This window comes from Streptomyces sp. NBC_00271, assembly GCF_036178845.1.
Taxonomy (GTDB): domain Bacteria; phylum Actinomycetota; class Actinomycetes; order Streptomycetales; family Streptomycetaceae; genus Streptomyces.
Map to the genome: position 1 here is coordinate 1,585,685 of NZ_CP108070.1, position 14,869 is coordinate 1,600,553.

Below are 14,869 nucleotides of genomic sequence, written 5' to 3' on the forward strand. Positions count from 1 at the left end.
GTGTGAGCTCTACCTCGCACGATATCGTCACCGTTTAAACTGGTGACGATGCTTGCATAGGGTCTCGGTACTGTCAACAAGAAGCCGTTGACGACACGACGACACACGTATGAGCCAGACGGCGAAGGACGAAGACGCCGGCTGTTACGCTGTGAGTGACGTAGACCTTGTATCGAGGAGTCGCAGACATGGTGGGTGAAGACGACATCTCCGGGTGAGACCCGGATCTGACGGCCACGGGCCGGCGCCCAGGAGTGCTGCCGACGTGGCCTGTCTCGTCGTACCCCCTTTTCCAGGTCTGCCCGGGGTAGAGCTCTGTTCTCTGCCCTCAGTCCCTTCGAGGTCGCCTCCATGTCCGACGCCGCCATCGTCTGCTCGAACCTGTCCTTCGCCTGGCCCGACGACACCCCGGTCTTCCACGACCTGTCCTTCACCGTGACCAGCGGCCGCACGGGCCTGGTCGCCCCCAACGGCTCCGGCAAGAGCACCCTGCTCAAGCTGATCGCCGATGAATTGAAGCCCGCCACCGGCTCGGTGTCCGTCGGCGGCACACTCGGCTACCTCCCGCAGAGCCTCCCGCTGACCGGGAACCTCACGGTCGCCGAGGTGCTCGGCGTCGCCGCGGTGATCCGGGCCCTGGACGCCGTGGAGTCCGGCGACGTCAGCGAGGAGCACTTCACCACCATCGGCGACGACTGGGACGTCGAGGAGCGCACCCGCGCCCAGCTCGACCGCCTGGGCCTTGTCGACCTCACCCTGGACCGCGGCCTGAGCACGCTCAGCGGCGGCCAGGTCGTCTCGCTCGGCCTCGCCGCCCAGCTGCTCAGGCGTCCCGACGTGCTGCTGCTCGACGAGCCCACCAACAACCTCGACCTTCAGGCCCGGCACAAGCTCTACGACGGGCTGTCGGACTTCACCGGCTGTCTGCTGCTGGTCAGCCACGACCGGGCGCTGCTCGACCGCATGGAACGCGTCGCCGAGCTAAGCAGCGACGAACTGCGTTTCTACGGCGGCAACTTCACCGAGTACGAAGAGGCCGTGCGCGCCGAGCAGGAGGTCGCCGAGAAGAACGTCCGCAACGCCGAACAGGAGCTGAAGCGTGAGAAGCGGGAGATGCAGCAGGCCCGCGAGCGTGCCGAGCGCCGCCAGAGCAACGCCGCCCGCAACCTCAAGAACGCCGGCCTGCCCCGCATCTTCGCCGGCACCATGAAGCGCGGCGCGCAGGAGTCCGCGGGCCGGGCCGGCCAGCTGCACGCGTCCCGGGTCAGTGAGGCAATGGCCCGCCTCGACGAGGCCGGACGCACGCTGCGCGACGAGCAGCGCATCTCCCTGGACCTGCCCGACACCCAGGTGCCCACCGGGCGCAACCTCTTCCTCGGCGAAGGGATGCAGGTCCACCTCGGGGACAAGGCCGTGTTCGCCGCGGGCGGTGTCGACCTGACCGTCCGAGGCCCCGAGCGCATCGGGCTGACCGGTCCCAACGGCGCCGGAAAGACCACCCTGATGCGTCTGCTCACCGGCGAACTCGCCCCGGACAGCGGGGAGATCAAGCGCAACGAAGGCCGGGTCGCCTATCTCTCGCAGCGCTTGGACCTGCTGGACCTGGACCGCACCGTGGCGGAGAACTTCGCCGCTTTCGCCCCCGGGCGGCCCGAGGCGGAGCGGATGAATCTGCTCGCCCGCTTCCTCTTCCGGGGCGCGCGGGCGCACCTGCCCGTCGGGGTGCTCTCCGGCGGCGAACGGCTGCGCGCCACTCTGGCCTGCGTCCTGTGCGCCGAACCGGCCCCGCATCTGCTGCTGCTCGACGAGCCGACCAACAACCTCGACCTCATCAGCGCGGGCCAGCTGGAGAGCGCACTCAACTCCTACCAGGGCGCCTTCATGGTGGTCAGCCACGACGAGCGGTTCCTCACCGAGATCGGGGTGAACCGCTGGCTGCGGCTGGCCGACGGAACGCTCACGGAGACGGGAGCCCCCGCGGTGTGAGCTGTCGGCGTGTGCAGTGGTCCGCGTCCGAGGCAGCACGCCCCGCGGACCGAACACCGATCACGTTGGACGGTTCTCCATGCCTCAGCCCGCTCTGCTCGCCCACGACCTCGTCCGCGACCTGGGCGGCCGTCGCGTCCTCGACGGCATCTCCCTGACCGCCTCCCCCGGCCACCGCATCGGCCTGATCGGGGAGAACGGCGTCGGCAAGTCCACCCTGCTGCGCGTGCTCGCCGGCGTGGACGAACCCGACGCGGGAAGCGTCACCCGCCCGGGCGACCTCGGCTTCCACCACCAGGAGATGCCGTACGACGCCGACTCGACCATCGCCGCGGTGCTGGACGAGGCGCTGCGTGAGGCCCGCGAGGACCTCGCCGAGCTGGACCGGCTCGGCGAGGAACTCGGCCGCGCCCCGGAAGACGACCCAGGTCACCGGAAGCTCCTCGACGCCTACGGAAGGCGGCTCGAGCAGGCGCAGGACCGGGAGTCCTGGGACGCCGACCGTCGTGCGGCCCTGGTGCTGGACGGCCTGGGTCTCGGCGCGTTCGGACACGACCGCACGCTCGGTTCGCTGTCCGGCGGACAGCGCGGGCGGCTGGCCCTGGCCGCACTGCTCGTCCGGCGGCCGTCGGCGCTGCTGCTCGACGAGCCGACCAACCACCTCGACGACGGCGCCGCCGTCTTCCTGGAGGAGCAGATCCGCGGCCTGCCCGGGACCGTGGTCGCGGCCAGCCACGACCGGGCGTTCCTCGACGCCGTCTGCACCGACCTGATCGACCTCGACCCGGCGGTGGACGGTCCGGTCCGCTACGGCGGAAACTACAGCGCCTACCTGTCGAAGAAGCGCGCCGAGCGGGAACGCTGGGAGCGGCGGTACGCCGAGGAACAGGAGGAACTGGCGGAACTACGGCACGCGGCGGGGGTGACCGCGCACCGGGTCGCGCCGCTTCGGGGCCGCACCGACAACGAGAAGATGGGCTACGGCCACCGGGCCAGCCGGGTGCAGAGCCAGATCTCCCGCCGGGTCCGCAACGCCACCCGGCGGCTGGAGGAACTGGAGCGCACCCAGCTCGCCGAGCCACCGCGCCCGCTGCGGTTCGCGGCCGGGGACCTGGCCGCGCGTGCCGAGGAGGGCTCGCGGCCCCTGGTGTCCCTGCACGACGTGCGGGTGCCCGGCCGACTCGCGCTGGACGGCCTGGAGGTGTCGGCGACGGACAGGCTGCTGATCACGGGCGGCAACGGGGCGGGCAAGTCCACGCTGCTCACCGTGCTCGCCGGACGTCTTCCGGCCGAGGGCGAGGTGCACCGGCGGCGCAGGCTGACGGTGGGGCTACTCACCCAGGACACCGTGTTCGTGCGGCCCGGTCGCACCGTCCGGGACACCTACGAGCAGTCACTGGGCGCGCAGCGGGCCGAGAAGGTGCCGCTCGGCTCGCTCGGCCTGATGCACGAGACGGACCTGGACAAGCCGGTCGGGCAGCTGTCCGTGGGGCAGCGCCGGCGGCTCGCGCTGGCCCTCCTGGTGGCCCGCCCGCCCCAGCTGCTGCTGCTCGACGAGCCCACCAACCACCTCTCCCCCGCCCTGTGCGACGAACTGGAGGCCGCACTGGGTCCCGGCCCCGGAGCGATCGTCGTGGCGAGCCACGACCGCTGGCTGCGCCGGCGGTGGCAGGGCCGCGAACTCCGTCTGGAACCGGGACGCGACCGGCGGGAAGAGGAGGCGGCACCGGCCTGCTCCGGGTCCTGAGCCGGGCCCGCTCGCGGTCCGCGCCCGTCTACGGTCCTGACCGGCGCGGACCGCGCGAGGTGCCGTACGATCTCGATCGCGCTGTTGCGCGGAAGCACCGCCTGGAACGGTGACGCTTCTTGCGCTCGACAGGAGTCACCTGTCAAGATGGTGATGTGAATCTTGACCATGTATTCGTATGCGGGCACCCGGCCCTCGACTTCGCGGCCACCCTCCGGGCCCGACGCTCGACCCGGTTCGAGATGTTCGTGACGCCGGAGCGGCTGAATGCCTGGTACCTGGAGTCCGGGCTGGTGGACACGATCACTCCCGGCGAGGAGGACGACGTCCGGGAGGCCACGACCGTGCGCGAGGCCATCTACCATCTCGTCACGGACCGCCGTCTCGACGAGGAGTTCAACCGCGAAGCGCTCGCCGTACTCAACGCCGCCGCGCGCAAGCCCCCCGCGACGCCGCAGCTCACCGTGGCCGGACGGCACACCGACGCGACGCCCGAGCAGGCGCTGGCGACCGTCGCCCGGCAGGCCGTGGAACTGCTCAGCGGCCCGGACGTCCCCTTGATGAAGGAATGCGGCAACCCCGAGTGCACCCGGGTCTACATCGACCGCTCCCGGGGCATGCGGCGCCAGTGGTGTGGCATGGAGTCCTGCGGCAACAAGATCAAGGCCGCCGCGTACCGCGCACGCAAGAAGTCCGTTCCCGCCGTGACCGCACGCTGACCTCCTGACCTGAGCGGCGCATGGCCCCGGCGAGCGCCGGGGTCAGTCGGCGCAGAGGTCTTTGAGGGGCGCCGGTCCGTCATGCGCGCTCAGGGAATGTTGACGAACAAGTTCCGCAAGCCGCCGAAGAATGGCGTCTCCGGTAGAACGAAGAGAGATGACCCTTCCGTGCGCGCGTGCAGCCTTCACACCCGTGCATAGAGAAACACGTGGGTCAGTCGGACTGGCCGATCACGGAACGAATCACCAGAGACATGTGTCAGTGTATCTGCGCCATGTCCGCGGACTCCGGGTGTTCCCGGTAATGCCGGGGTGACGTCCCCATGACACGTTTGAACGCGGTGCTCAGGGCGCTGTCGGAACTGTAGCCAACCGCTTGCGCGATGGAGGCTACGGTCCCCTCCCCCTTGCGCAGCTGCTTGGCCGCGAGTTCGATCCGCCACGCCGTTAGGTACTCGTGCGGCGCCTGGCCGACCACCTTCTTGAACCGTGTGGCGAGCACGGTGCGGGAGACCGATCCCGCCCGGGCCAGTTCGGCGACGGTCCATGGGTGCGCCGGATCCCGGTGTACGCAGGCCAGCGCCGCCGCGACCGCAGGGTCGGCCAGGCCCGCGAGCCAGCCAGGGCCGGTGCCGGCCTCGCTCTCCAGATGGGAGCGCAGAACGTGCACGAGCATGACGATCGCGAGGTGCTCCGCGACCAGGGTGGCTCCCATCCGCCGGTGCCGTAGTTCCTCGTCGATCGCGTCGAGCACCCAGCGCACCGTCTGTGCCCGGCCCGTACCGGCCGGCAGGTGGATGACCGGCGGAAGGCCGTCCAGCAGCAGCCCCTGGGCCCGGGCGCCGAAGGAGAAGCGACCGCCGAGAAGATGCACCTCGTCGCCGCCGCCGGCCCGCGCCACCCTCGCATCGGCCCGCGCGAAGAGAGGACCCGCCGCGACAGCCGGCACATGCGGGCCGCTGCGGAGCGTGAAGCCACGTCTGCGGGTCAGGAGGAAACAGTCGCCCTCCGACAACGCGATGGACGCCGGCACCCCGTCGACCTCCAGAAGACACCTTCCGCGCCGCACGGCGTTGAACTTCACACCTGGAGGCGGCGGGAATTCCACGGCCCAGTCACCGCCCGCCACCAGGCCGGCGGAGAGGTGACCGCGGGTGTCCAGCAGCGCGAGGACGTCTTCCAAGGGGTCCACGCGGCTTCCTTTCCGGGCCGCCCGGCATGTGCTGGCCCCCGCGGCTGCACAGGGCTGACAGAACCTGCGGCTCCTTCAACATACAGCGGCGCATCGACGTCCCCCAGGCGGAGCCCGAGGGAACGACAACTCTCGCGGTGCGGAACGCTCACGCAAGTCCGCCGGACGCCCGAGCATGGCCGCCGCTCGGCATGGTCCCTAGGCTGGCGAGGGTCGAGCGGGACATATGCCCCTTCATATGTGACCCCTTATCAGGAGCACATGTCTGCCGCCCGGCCCCCTCGGCCGAGGCATCCGCCCACCACCGGACCCATGGTTCGCTTCGAGAAAGACCTGCCCCGCATGACCAGCGCAGCGCACAACGACCCCGTCATCCTGCTCGTCCACGGTGCCTGGCACGGCTCCTGGTGCTGGGAGCTGCTGGCTCCCGAACTCACCGCGCTCGGCTGGCGGGTGGAGACCGTCGACCTGCCGAGCGCGTCGGCCGACCCGGACAACACCGCCGGAATGTACGACGACGCCCGCGTCATCCGGGAGAAGCTGGCCGACCTCGACGGGCCGGTGACGGTCCTCGCGCACTCCTACGGCGGGCTGCCCGCGACCGAGGCCGCCGCTCCCAACGTGTCCCGTCTGATCTACCTCTCCGCGTTCCAACTGGAGGAGGGGGAGTCCCTCTCGGGGCTGAGCGGCGGCGCGCTGCCCAGCGGCAAGACCGGCACCCTGCCGGCCCACGAGGACCCCGGGAGCCACCTGTATGCGGACGTCCCGGACGATGTCGCGCAGCAAGCCGTCGACCGGCTGGTGCTGCAGACCGTGAAGTCCTTCAGCGAGCCCCTCACCACGGCCGCCTGGAAGGCCGTGCCAGCCGCGTACATCGTCTGCGAGCAGGACCGGGCAGTGGATCCCGGGTTCCAGGAGCAGATGGCGGCCCGCTCGGAGCGGTCATACCGGATCGCGGCCGGCCACTCGCCCTTCCTGTCCGTGCCTGAGGAACTGGCCCGGCTGATCACGACGGATGCGGACCGCTGACCATGGCGGATTCGCCTGTCCCTGTTCAGGGGATGTTCTCGGGAAAAGCCTGGCGCGTCGAGCGCTTCGGCACGCCGCGTGAGGCGGTCCGGCTGCGGGACATGACCTGGGAGGAGCCGAAACCCGGCCAGGTGCTGATCCGGGTGCGCACGGCGGGCGCCGGATTTCCCGACCTGTTGATGGCCACGGGGCGCTTCCCGCTGCTCGGGGATCCCCCCTTCGGGCTGGGCAAGGAGGCCACAGGGGAGGTTGTCGCCGTCCCGCCGGGCTCACGGTTCGCGCCCGGCGACCGCGTCACGGGAATCACCGGGTTCCTGGAGGGGTGGGGCGGATACGCGCAGTACACATACCTGCGTGAGGTGTCGGCCGTCCGGGTGCCCTCGGGCATGACGGACGAGGAGGCGGGTGGGTTCCCGATCGCCTTCCGGACCGCCTACGCCGGCCTGGTCGAGCGTGCCCCCGTCGAACCCGGCCAGAGCCTGCTCGTACTCGGCGCCGCCGGGAGCAGCGGCGCCGCGGCAGTGCAGTTGGGCAAGGCCCTGGGCGCCACCGTGATCGCGGTGGCGGGCGGCAGGTCCAAGACGGAGTTCTGCGCACGCCACGGCGCGGACCACGTCATCGATCACCGGACGGAGGATCTGACAGCGCGCGTCACCGAGATCACCGGCGGACGCGGGGTGGACCTGATCTACGATCCGGTCGGCGGCGAGACGGCCGCCACCACCCTCAAGAGCATCGCGCGGGGCGGCCGGATCGCCGTGATCGGGCTCGCTGCCGGGACGACCGTGCCTCTGGACTCGGCCGACTTGCTGCTGCGCAACTACTCGGCGGTGGGCGTGCTGGCGGGCCCCGACGAGGACCCGGATGTCGAGGCCGCCGTGTGGAGCCGGCTCACACGTCTGGCCGCGGAGCAGACGATCACGACCCCGGTGGGGACGGTGCACTCGTTCATCGATGTGCCCGACATGATCGCCGGGCAGGGGGCTCCCGGCCCGGGCAAATCGGTGGTCCGGGTGGCGGGGTAGCCGCGCGGGTCAGGTGCCGTCGGCCGGGGAGGCACCCAGAGCGCGCCACAGGCGGGGAGTTCCTCGCCGGGTGTGCGCGGACGTCAGGGTGTACGTGGCGGGCGTCGGAGCAGTGGACCTCCGTGCCGGAACTGTGGCTCGCCCTGGGCGCCCCGGTGGCCGACGCTCTCATGGGCCTGCTGGCCGGCCGCGCCCCGCCGCTGCGCGCCGTGCGGATGAAGCCAGTGGACGCCCTTCACTCGCCTTCATGGCGACACGTGTATGGCCCGCTCCCGCCACAGGAATGCGGGAGCGGGCCATACCGGGACAGACCCAGACGCCGTGCCGGCCTCGCTGGAGGCGGTCGGGCTGAACGCAGGGTCCGTGGCCGCCGTCCTGGTTACGCACGCGCACAATGACCACATCGACGCGGCCGAACACCTACGCGCCGCGTATGACGTGCCCGTCCTCATGCACCAGGGTTCCCCGCACCGGGAGCACCGGACCTGCCCGGTGCGCCCGTGCCCGTGCACACGCCGTGGCACACCAAGGGCCACTGCGCCTACCACCCGCCCTGCAGCGGCGACTCCCTGGCCGTGAGCGAGAGGCTGGACGCGGGTCTCGTCCTGCCCGGCCACGGGCCTGTGCACCAAGGTCGGCCGAGGAGGCTGCTCTGACGGCCCGCGAGCACGCCGCCGCCAGGTGGACGGACCCCGGATCCGAGGGGCGGCCGACACCCGCACTCGTCCCCCGGCCGGCGCATACAACGGTCCACCAAGGGTCGTCAGGGCGGCGGTTCGGCGACATACTCACCGAGCAGTATGTACGGGGAGAACCTCGTGCGAGTGACGTCGCCGAACCCTCGGGAGGTCGAAGAGGGCACACACTTCCTATATGCGCAGGCACATCAGCGCCTATCGTGAAGAGTGGGCATGCCAGACGGACCATCTGGCGCTGACACTTATCCCCACGGGACCCTCGGCGTGGGTACCATGCGCAACGTCATCCATAGCGAGGGAGTGAACGGTGTGACCAGCCAATCAGCCTCCACGCTCCGATCGCGGTACGTAGCACAAGCCGCGTCGGACCTGGAGGAGAACCGCCAGAAACAGCGGGAGCTGGCGGAGAGGATCACGGTGTTGAAGCAGGAGGAAGCCCTCCTGTCGGACATCCTCAACCTCGCCGAGCGGTACGAGGGTTTGGCGGACGCGTCCCGTCTGCCCGGGCAGTTGCAGGACGAGCCCGTCGCCGCAAAGGCGAAGCAGGCCCCCGCCGGAGTTGCTGCGCGGCGCTCCACATCGGCCAAGACCACTCCGGCCGGCCAGACGGCGAAGGCCGGCGCGAAGGGGAAGTCGCGCCGGCCTCTGCTCGGTGACCTGCTGGCGGACCTGCTCGGCCAGTACGACGAGCCGCGTCTGGCGAAGGAGTTGCGGGACGAACTCCTCGAGAAACACCCGGACCGCAACCCCACACCGCAGGTGGTGCGGAACACCATCGAATCCCTGGTCGCCAAGGGACGTATCAGGCGTCACAAGCAGCAGCGTTCCGTCATGTACACCCTGGTGAAGCGGGGCGAGGCGGACAGCTCCGACTGACACCTGCGCTCGTCCCGCGGGCAGTGGTCCGCAGCCGGGCACTGCTCTGCACCCCGTGCGACACAGCCCGCCACGCGGGACGGGTGAGGCACCTCGGCGTCGAGTCGGTGCCGTACGGGCGACGGGCGAGGCCTTCGAGCCCGATACCGATCTTCACGAGCGGGCATCCTCCTCACGACGGAGCCGACGGTCGATCTGCTGACGGGCGCCCTGGGAGGCCCCGCCAAGGCAGCGAAGTCCCAAGGCACCCCAGGCAACATGTCCTCGTCGGGTCCCGGTCCGGCCGTCGCCGTCCTTTCCTCATGACGTAGGTGTGAAAACCCCACTCACCGATGTGACGACACCCGTCGGCGCACCCCCGCTGCGCCGACCTAACCCCGCCACACGTTGTCGAACGCGGCGTTCTCGATGTCATGCCGCAGACGTACGGCCTCCAGCTGCGTCACCGCGCCGCCGACGGCAGCCAGCACCGTCGTGACCGCGTCCGCGTCGAGGCTCTCGTGGGCCTCGGCCGGGTCCGCCCCGATCCCTGCGGCTGCCAGCAGAGCGGCGAGGACGGGGTCGCCGGACAACCTGCGTTCCTCCGCACCGCGGCGCGCCTGCGAATCGGCCAGCACGGTCCGCGCTGACCGCTGCCAAAACCCGTGACCCCGTGGGTGGTTGACGAGCCCGGCCCGCTCCAGGTCGTCGACGTAGGCCGCGGCGAGCTCGCTGCCGCGGCGCCACAGCCAGTCGTCGACCGTCTCGTACGGCTCCCGCCGGGTGAGCGAGGCGTCCGCCTGGTCCAGCAGACGGTCACCCGTCGCCACCCGAGGGCCGGGCACCATGCGATCTCCGTTCAGGCTCAGCGCCCCGTTCTCCAGGAGATCGATCGCCTCGGCCCCCGCGAGCGCGAGGGACAGGTCGCCCTGCGCCACGGGCAGGTCGGTCGGCATGCCCAGAGTGATGAGCGCGAGGTCCCGTGCGGTGGTCATGAATCCCGCCTCGTCTCCAACAGGCGCAGCCACACCTCGCTGATGGTGGGGAAGGCGGGTACGGCGTGCCAGAGACGCTCGACGGGCACCTCTCCGGTGATGGCGACGGTGGCCGAATACAGCAGCTCGCCGACGCCCGGTCCGACGAAGGTGGCGCCGGCGACGACCTGGCGGTCCCGGTCGATGAGGATCCGGGCCCGGCCTCGGTAGTCGGGCCGGTACTGGACGGCGCCCGCGAGGTGACCGATCTCGTAGTCGACGACCTCGACGGCCCGGCCGGTGCGCTGGGCCTCGCGGACGGTCAGGCCCACGGAGGCGACCTCGGGGTCGGTGAACACCACGCCGGGGACGGCCTCGATGTCGGCCGTACTGCTGTGCGGAGTCCAGCGCCCGGTGTCCAGCCGCTCACCTCGGGCCCGGCCGGCGATCACGGCACCGGCGATGCGCGCCTGGTACTTGCCCTGGTGGGTGAACAGGGCGCGGCGATTGATGTCGCCGACGGCGTACAGCCAGTCCCCGGGGACCGCGGTGACGGTGAGACTGTCGTCGGCGGTGAGCCAGTCACCCGGCTTCAGTCCCACGATGTCGAGCCCGATGTCCTTCGAGCGCGGGGCGCGGCCGGTGGCGAAGAGGATCTCGTCGGCGGTGATCTCACCGCCGTCCGACAGGGTGACACGGACCTCTCCGTCGTCCACCCTCTCCGCGTCGACGACAGAGACGCCGAACCGTACGTCCGCACCGGCCTCCCGCAGGCGCTCGGTGACCAGCTCGCCCGCGAAGGGCTCCAGCCGGGGCAGCAGCCCGTCCCCCCGGGCGAGCAGGGTCACCCGGCTGCCCAAGGCCTGCCAGGCGGTGGCCATCTCGACGCCCACCACACCGGCGCCGACGATCACGAGGCGCCGCGGCGGCTGCTGGGCGCTGGTCGCCTCCCGGCTGGTCCAGGGCCGAAGGTTCTCGATCCCGGGCAGCGGGGGCAGGTCCGCGCGGCTGCCGGTGCACACGGCGACGGCGTGCCGGGCCCGCAGGCGGACGGTGTCGCCCGCGGGCGTCTCCACGGACACCTCGCGCTCCCCCGCCAGCCGTCCGTGGCCCCGCAGCAGGTCGATGCCGGCCGACTTGATCCACTCGACCTGGCCCTCGTCGTTCCAGTCGGTGGACATGCGGTTGCGGTGCGCCAGGACGGCCTCGACGTCCAGCGGGTTCTTGACGCCGGGGTCGAGACCTGGGACATGCATGGCGTCGGCGCGGAGCAGGGCGGGGCGCAGCAGGGCCTTGCTGGGTTCGCAGGCCCAGTACGAGCACTCGCCGCCCGCCAGTTCGCTCTCCACGAGGACGGTGCTCAGGCCCGCGGCGGTGGTACGGTCCGCGACGTTCTCGCCGACCGGACCCGCGCCGATCACTATGACGTCGTACGTGCGGATGTTCTCGGTCGTCACGCGTCCTCCAGTGGCTGGATGCCGGTCGGATGGGTGTCGTGGTCCGTGGTGACTCTCAGCGGCCGGGGGCGCGCTCGGTGACCTCCTGGAGGAACCACTCATTGCCGTCGAGGTCCTTGAAGGCGGCGAAGGTGCCGTAGCTGACGCGCTCGGGGTGCAGGCCGGGCACTCGGTGGGAGTCACCGGCGTGGTGGAAGGCGCCGGTCTCGTCGCGGAAGGGGCCAGAGACCTCCACACCGCGGGAGGTCAGCTCCTCCTGGGCCGTGAGGATGTCGGTGACGGTCAGCTGGAGGCCGTGGAGCGTGCCCGCCTCCTGCCGGGTCAGGCCCTCCCCGAAGATGATCGAGCACTCGGAGCCGGGCGGGGTCACCTGCACGATCCGGTAGCCGTCGTTGATCGGGAAGTCGGCGTCGAGGCGCCAGCCGAGCTGCTCCACGTAGAACCCCTTGGCTCGGTCCACGTCGGAGACGGGCAGAATGACGACTTCCAGCTTCATGTCCATGGCTGTGATCTCGCTTTCGATGGTTCGGTCATGGGTTCTGGGTCGCTCGAGACCACACCCGTCAGCGGTGCTCACATACGTCGGCGGGCACCGAGCTCTCAGTGTCGGCCGCGATCGACATGTGCCGCTTCAGTCATCTGAGGGTGTGGCTCGACAGCGTTGACTACTCGTTACTGAAGCCAGAGCACCTGACGGCGTCCGGATACGTGTGAAGATTCGGCGCTCCGCCTTCAGCAGGGTGCGCGCACGACGGAGGCCATCGACCGATCACGGGAGGACAGATCTTGGGAAGAACCTTTCCCACCTCCCGCGCCGGCCGCGCATTGACGTGGGTGCACGGACGTCAGGTGCTCGGGTGCCACCATCGCTGTCATGACGGCCCCTCAGACCGACGGCGTGCCAGCTCAGTTCGACGCCCTCGACCGGGGCACCGACCTGGTCACCGTCATCATCGGCCGGCACCACTGACGTTTCCTTCGTAGCGAGGTGACCGGTGCGGCACGATCCGGTGCCGACCGGGCCTTTCGCGTGGTGCCGCCGGTCAGATGAAGCTCGAGGCCGGCGGGCCGTACCCCGACAGCGCTGCGCCCTCCGCCCAGTTCCACACCTGGGTGTCCCTTGGCCAGTCCCGGTCCTCGGAGCCTCCCGCGGCTCGGGACGGCACCTCGCCGGAGACACGGTGGAGATCCGAACGAGGTTGCGGGGCGGTCTGTACGTGTGTGTGCGTCATGGAAGCCATGTCCTGCCCTCGCTCTTCGGTCGGCGGTGTGAGTACGGCTGAGGGGGTGGCCGGTCCCGTGCAGGGGGAACACGGGACCCGCGGTCGAGGGGAGGGATAGATCAGGCGGCGATGCCGACGTTGATGATGACCGGGATGTTGTCGCGCGTGGCCTTGGAGTACGGGCAGATCTGGTGGGCGGCGTGCGCGAGCTCCTCGGCGGTGGCCTGGTCGACACCACCGAGAACAGGGTTGAAAACCGCGGAGAGGGAGAACTCGCCGTCGTCGCCGTGGGTGAGGGTGATCTCGGCGGTGATGGTGGTGCTGGTGACGAATCTTGCGGGTGGTCGCGGCGCGGCGCGGGGCGCCGAGGAAGCAGGCGGCCCAGCCGGCGGCGAGGAGCTGCTCGGAGTTGGTCGCGGTGCCCGCGCCGCCGAGCTCCTTGGGGAGGGCGAGGCCGGTCTCCAGCAGACCGTCGGAGGAGCGGACATGACCGCCGTTCCGGCCCTCTCCGTCGACGTCGACAACGGCGGTGTAGCTGACTGCCATGACTGGTGCTCCCCATCTGGACCGAAAGGCCCTTGGTCGCCTGCCGACCAGGACACCCTTTGCGTCACTGGTTGAGGCAGTGACGCAATCATGGCAGCCACTTTCGTCACCCGTCAAGGCGGTGATTGGAGGCTTTCAGTGGCTGCCCCCCCCGGCGGACCGGTGCCCCTCCGACCGGCTACACACCGCGGTCGGCAACGCCGCCCGCACGCCTCGAGCTACACCCAGTCCGCTGCCACTCAGGAGATCCGGGCGCTCGAGCGGGAGGCGGGCATGCCCCCGTTCACCCGTAACAGCCGAGTTCACCCGTAATGGCCGACGGATGCATGTCACCGAGGCCGGGAAGATGCCGGCCGTCACACCGAGGTGATCCTGGGCAACCTGCCTGACGCCCCATACCAACTCCAGGCGTCGGCGCGGCGGCATGCCGGGCGGGTGCGTGTCTGCGCGTCCCCCAGCGCGAACACCACGCCGGCCCCGGATGCGACGTGCCGTGCGCCTCGCCGAGCCGACCGGGCACGCCGGGTGGCTGGTTGCTTGGGGTGGCGGCCTGGGGTGTGGTGGCCACGTTGTCGTACGCCGGCGCCCTGCTGACCGCCAGCCGAGTCCGATGGCCCAACTCGCTGTGACGGTGCGGTCGTCGGGCCATCTCAGTCGACATCCTCGAGGTCGAGAGCGGCCGGAGCGTCACACAGCGCAGCTCGGGAGTTGACGCCGAGTCTGGGACAAATCTGGTACCGGTGGACGCCTATGATCTGGCGGGAGGAACAGTCGCTCGGCGATCTGCTTGTTGGTCCGCCCGGTGGCGGCCGGCCTCGCGACCGCCCATTCCTGAGCGGTCAGCGTCCCCTTGCCCGGTTGGGCGGTGGCGGCTGCGGGGTGACCGCCGGCGCGGAGTTCAGCCGTGGCGCGGGCCGCCCACGGTTCCGCTCCGAGCTTGTTGAACGCCTCGGACGCCTTGACCGGTTGGTCACGGGCTTCCTCCGTCGCACGCCGGCGGCGTAGGCGTTCGCCGTAGTACAGGGCTGCCCATGCGACGTCGAAGGGCCAGTCGCCGGGCCCAGCCGGGGAAAGTGCCCGGTCGAACAGGGCGAAGGCCCCGTCGGTAGGCGTGGTCCCGGCATACTGTGCCGGATGCCTACAGCCCCAGGTCGAGGGCGAGGCACGAGTAGAACTTCCACGAGCCTTCGGGGTCGTACGACGCACTCGCCCCGCCGCCCGGCGCCGCCTCCACCTCTTCGGTCATGTCCTCGAAGCGGATGCGCTCGGGAAGCCTGCCGTATCGCGCGTGCCGTACCGCCGCCGCGGCGTCCGTGGTGGGCTTCTTGTTCATGGCCGTGCTCCACTTCGTCGATCGCGGCTGGCGTCCTGCTTGTTGCCTTGGACGACGATCAGCATGCTCCTCCATTCGTCACCCG

The 14,869-nt window shown here is 70.6% G+C and carries 13 protein-coding genes and 2 pseudogenes; 7 read left to right on the forward strand and 8 right to left on the reverse strand.

Features of this window, described 5'->3' with window-relative positions; genetic code table 11:
• Positions 1-351 precede the first annotated feature (351 nt).
• The 3 genes from abc-f to OG798_RS07630 all read left to right on the forward strand — a co-directional run bounded on the left by abc-f (position 352) and on the right by OG798_RS07630 (position 4,452).
• Positions 352-1,986 carry a ribosomal protection-like ABC-F family protein gene (gene abc-f, locus OG798_RS07620; RefSeq protein WP_328756672.1) on the forward strand — a complete coding sequence of 545 codons (1,635 nt, stop codon included), beginning with the start codon at positions 352-354 and terminating at the stop codon, positions 1,984-1,986.
• A gap of 79 nt (positions 1,987-2,065) precedes the next feature.
• Positions 2,066-3,733, forward strand: coding sequence for an ABC-F family ATP-binding cassette domain-containing protein (locus tag OG798_RS07625; RefSeq protein WP_328756673.1), 1,668 nt, complete (start codon positions 2,066-2,068; stop codon positions 3,731-3,733).
• A 155-nt stretch (positions 3,734-3,888) separates the two neighbouring features.
• Positions 3,889-4,452, forward strand: a complete 564-nt coding sequence (locus OG798_RS07630; RefSeq protein ID WP_121417341.1) for a CGNR zinc finger domain-containing protein — start codon at positions 3,889-3,891, stop codon at positions 4,450-4,452.
• 259 nt (positions 4,453-4,711) lie between these two features.
• On the opposite strand, the gene OG798_RS07635 is transcribed toward OG798_RS07630, so the two are convergent.
• Entirely contained in the window at positions 4,712-5,644 is a 933-nt protein-coding gene (locus OG798_RS07635; protein ID WP_267060735.1) for an AraC family transcriptional regulator, read from the reverse strand.
• Positions 5,645-5,986: 342 nt separating this feature from the next.
• Here OG798_RS07635 and OG798_RS07640 point away from each other — a divergent pair, with 342 nt between their 5' ends.
• The 4 genes and pseudogenes from OG798_RS07640 (at position 5,987) to OG798_RS07655 (ending at position 9,272) form a co-directional block, all read left to right on the forward strand.
• On the forward strand, positions 5,987-6,673 hold the full coding sequence (locus OG798_RS07640; protein ID WP_328756674.1) for an alpha/beta fold hydrolase: 687 nt from the start codon (positions 5,987-5,989) through the stop codon (positions 6,671-6,673).
• 32 nt (positions 6,674-6,705) lie between these two features.
• A complete protein-coding gene (locus tag OG798_RS07645) occupies positions 6,706-7,698 on the forward strand; it encodes an NADPH:quinone oxidoreductase family protein (RefSeq protein ID WP_267060737.1) in 993 nt (330 codons plus the stop codon).
• Positions 7,699-7,992: 294 nt separating this feature from the next.
• Positions 7,993-8,371, forward strand: a pseudogene (locus OG798_RS07650) (MBL fold metallo-hydrolase); the annotation flags it as partial.
• 334 nt (positions 8,372-8,705) lie between these two features.
• The gene (locus OG798_RS07655; RefSeq protein ID WP_328756675.1) at positions 8,706-9,272 is read left to right on the forward strand and encodes a hypothetical protein; all 567 of its coding nucleotides are present in this window, start codon (positions 8,706-8,708) and stop codon (positions 9,270-9,272) included.
• A gap of 371 nt (positions 9,273-9,643) precedes the next feature.
• Here the strand turns inward: OG798_RS07655 and OG798_RS07660 are convergent, their stop codons facing one another.
• The 7 genes and pseudogenes from OG798_RS07660 to OG798_RS07685 form a co-directional block, all read right to left on the reverse strand.
• Positions 9,644-10,246 carry a GPP34 family phosphoprotein gene (locus OG798_RS07660; RefSeq protein ID WP_121417338.1) on the reverse strand — a complete coding sequence of 201 codons (603 nt, stop codon included), beginning with the start codon at positions 10,244-10,246 and terminating at the stop codon, positions 9,644-9,646.
• Positions 10,243-11,682, reverse strand: a complete 1,440-nt coding sequence (locus OG798_RS07665) for a dihydrolipoyl dehydrogenase family protein (protein ID WP_121417337.1) — start codon at positions 11,680-11,682, stop codon at positions 10,243-10,245. The genes OG798_RS07660 and OG798_RS07665 overlap by 4 nt, the downstream gene beginning before the upstream one ends.
• A gap of 55 nt (positions 11,683-11,737) precedes the next feature.
• Positions 11,738-12,184, reverse strand: a complete 447-nt coding sequence (locus OG798_RS07670) for a VOC family protein (RefSeq protein WP_267060738.1) — start codon at positions 12,182-12,184, stop codon at positions 11,738-11,740.
• Between the two features lie 541 nt (positions 12,185-12,725).
• Positions 12,726-12,914 (reverse strand): hypothetical protein, encoded by a 189-nt coding sequence (locus tag OG798_RS07675; protein ID WP_267060739.1) that lies wholly within the window; start codon positions 12,912-12,914, stop codon positions 12,726-12,728.
• Between the two features lie 110 nt (positions 12,915-13,024).
• A pseudogene (locus OG798_RS07680) lies at positions 13,025-13,451 on the reverse strand (Ohr family peroxiredoxin).
• Positions 13,452-14,138: 687 nt separating this feature from the next.
• The gene (locus OG798_RS56470) at positions 14,139-14,657 is read right to left on the reverse strand and encodes a helix-turn-helix transcriptional regulator (RefSeq protein ID WP_413253516.1); all 519 of its coding nucleotides are present in this window, start codon (positions 14,655-14,657) and stop codon (positions 14,139-14,141) included.
• On the reverse strand, positions 14,590-14,784 hold the full coding sequence (locus tag OG798_RS07685; RefSeq protein ID WP_143599875.1) for a hypothetical protein: 195 nt from the start codon (positions 14,782-14,784) through the stop codon (positions 14,590-14,592). The genes OG798_RS56470 and OG798_RS07685 overlap by 68 nt, the downstream gene beginning before the upstream one ends.
• Positions 14,785-14,869: the final 85 nt, after the last annotated feature.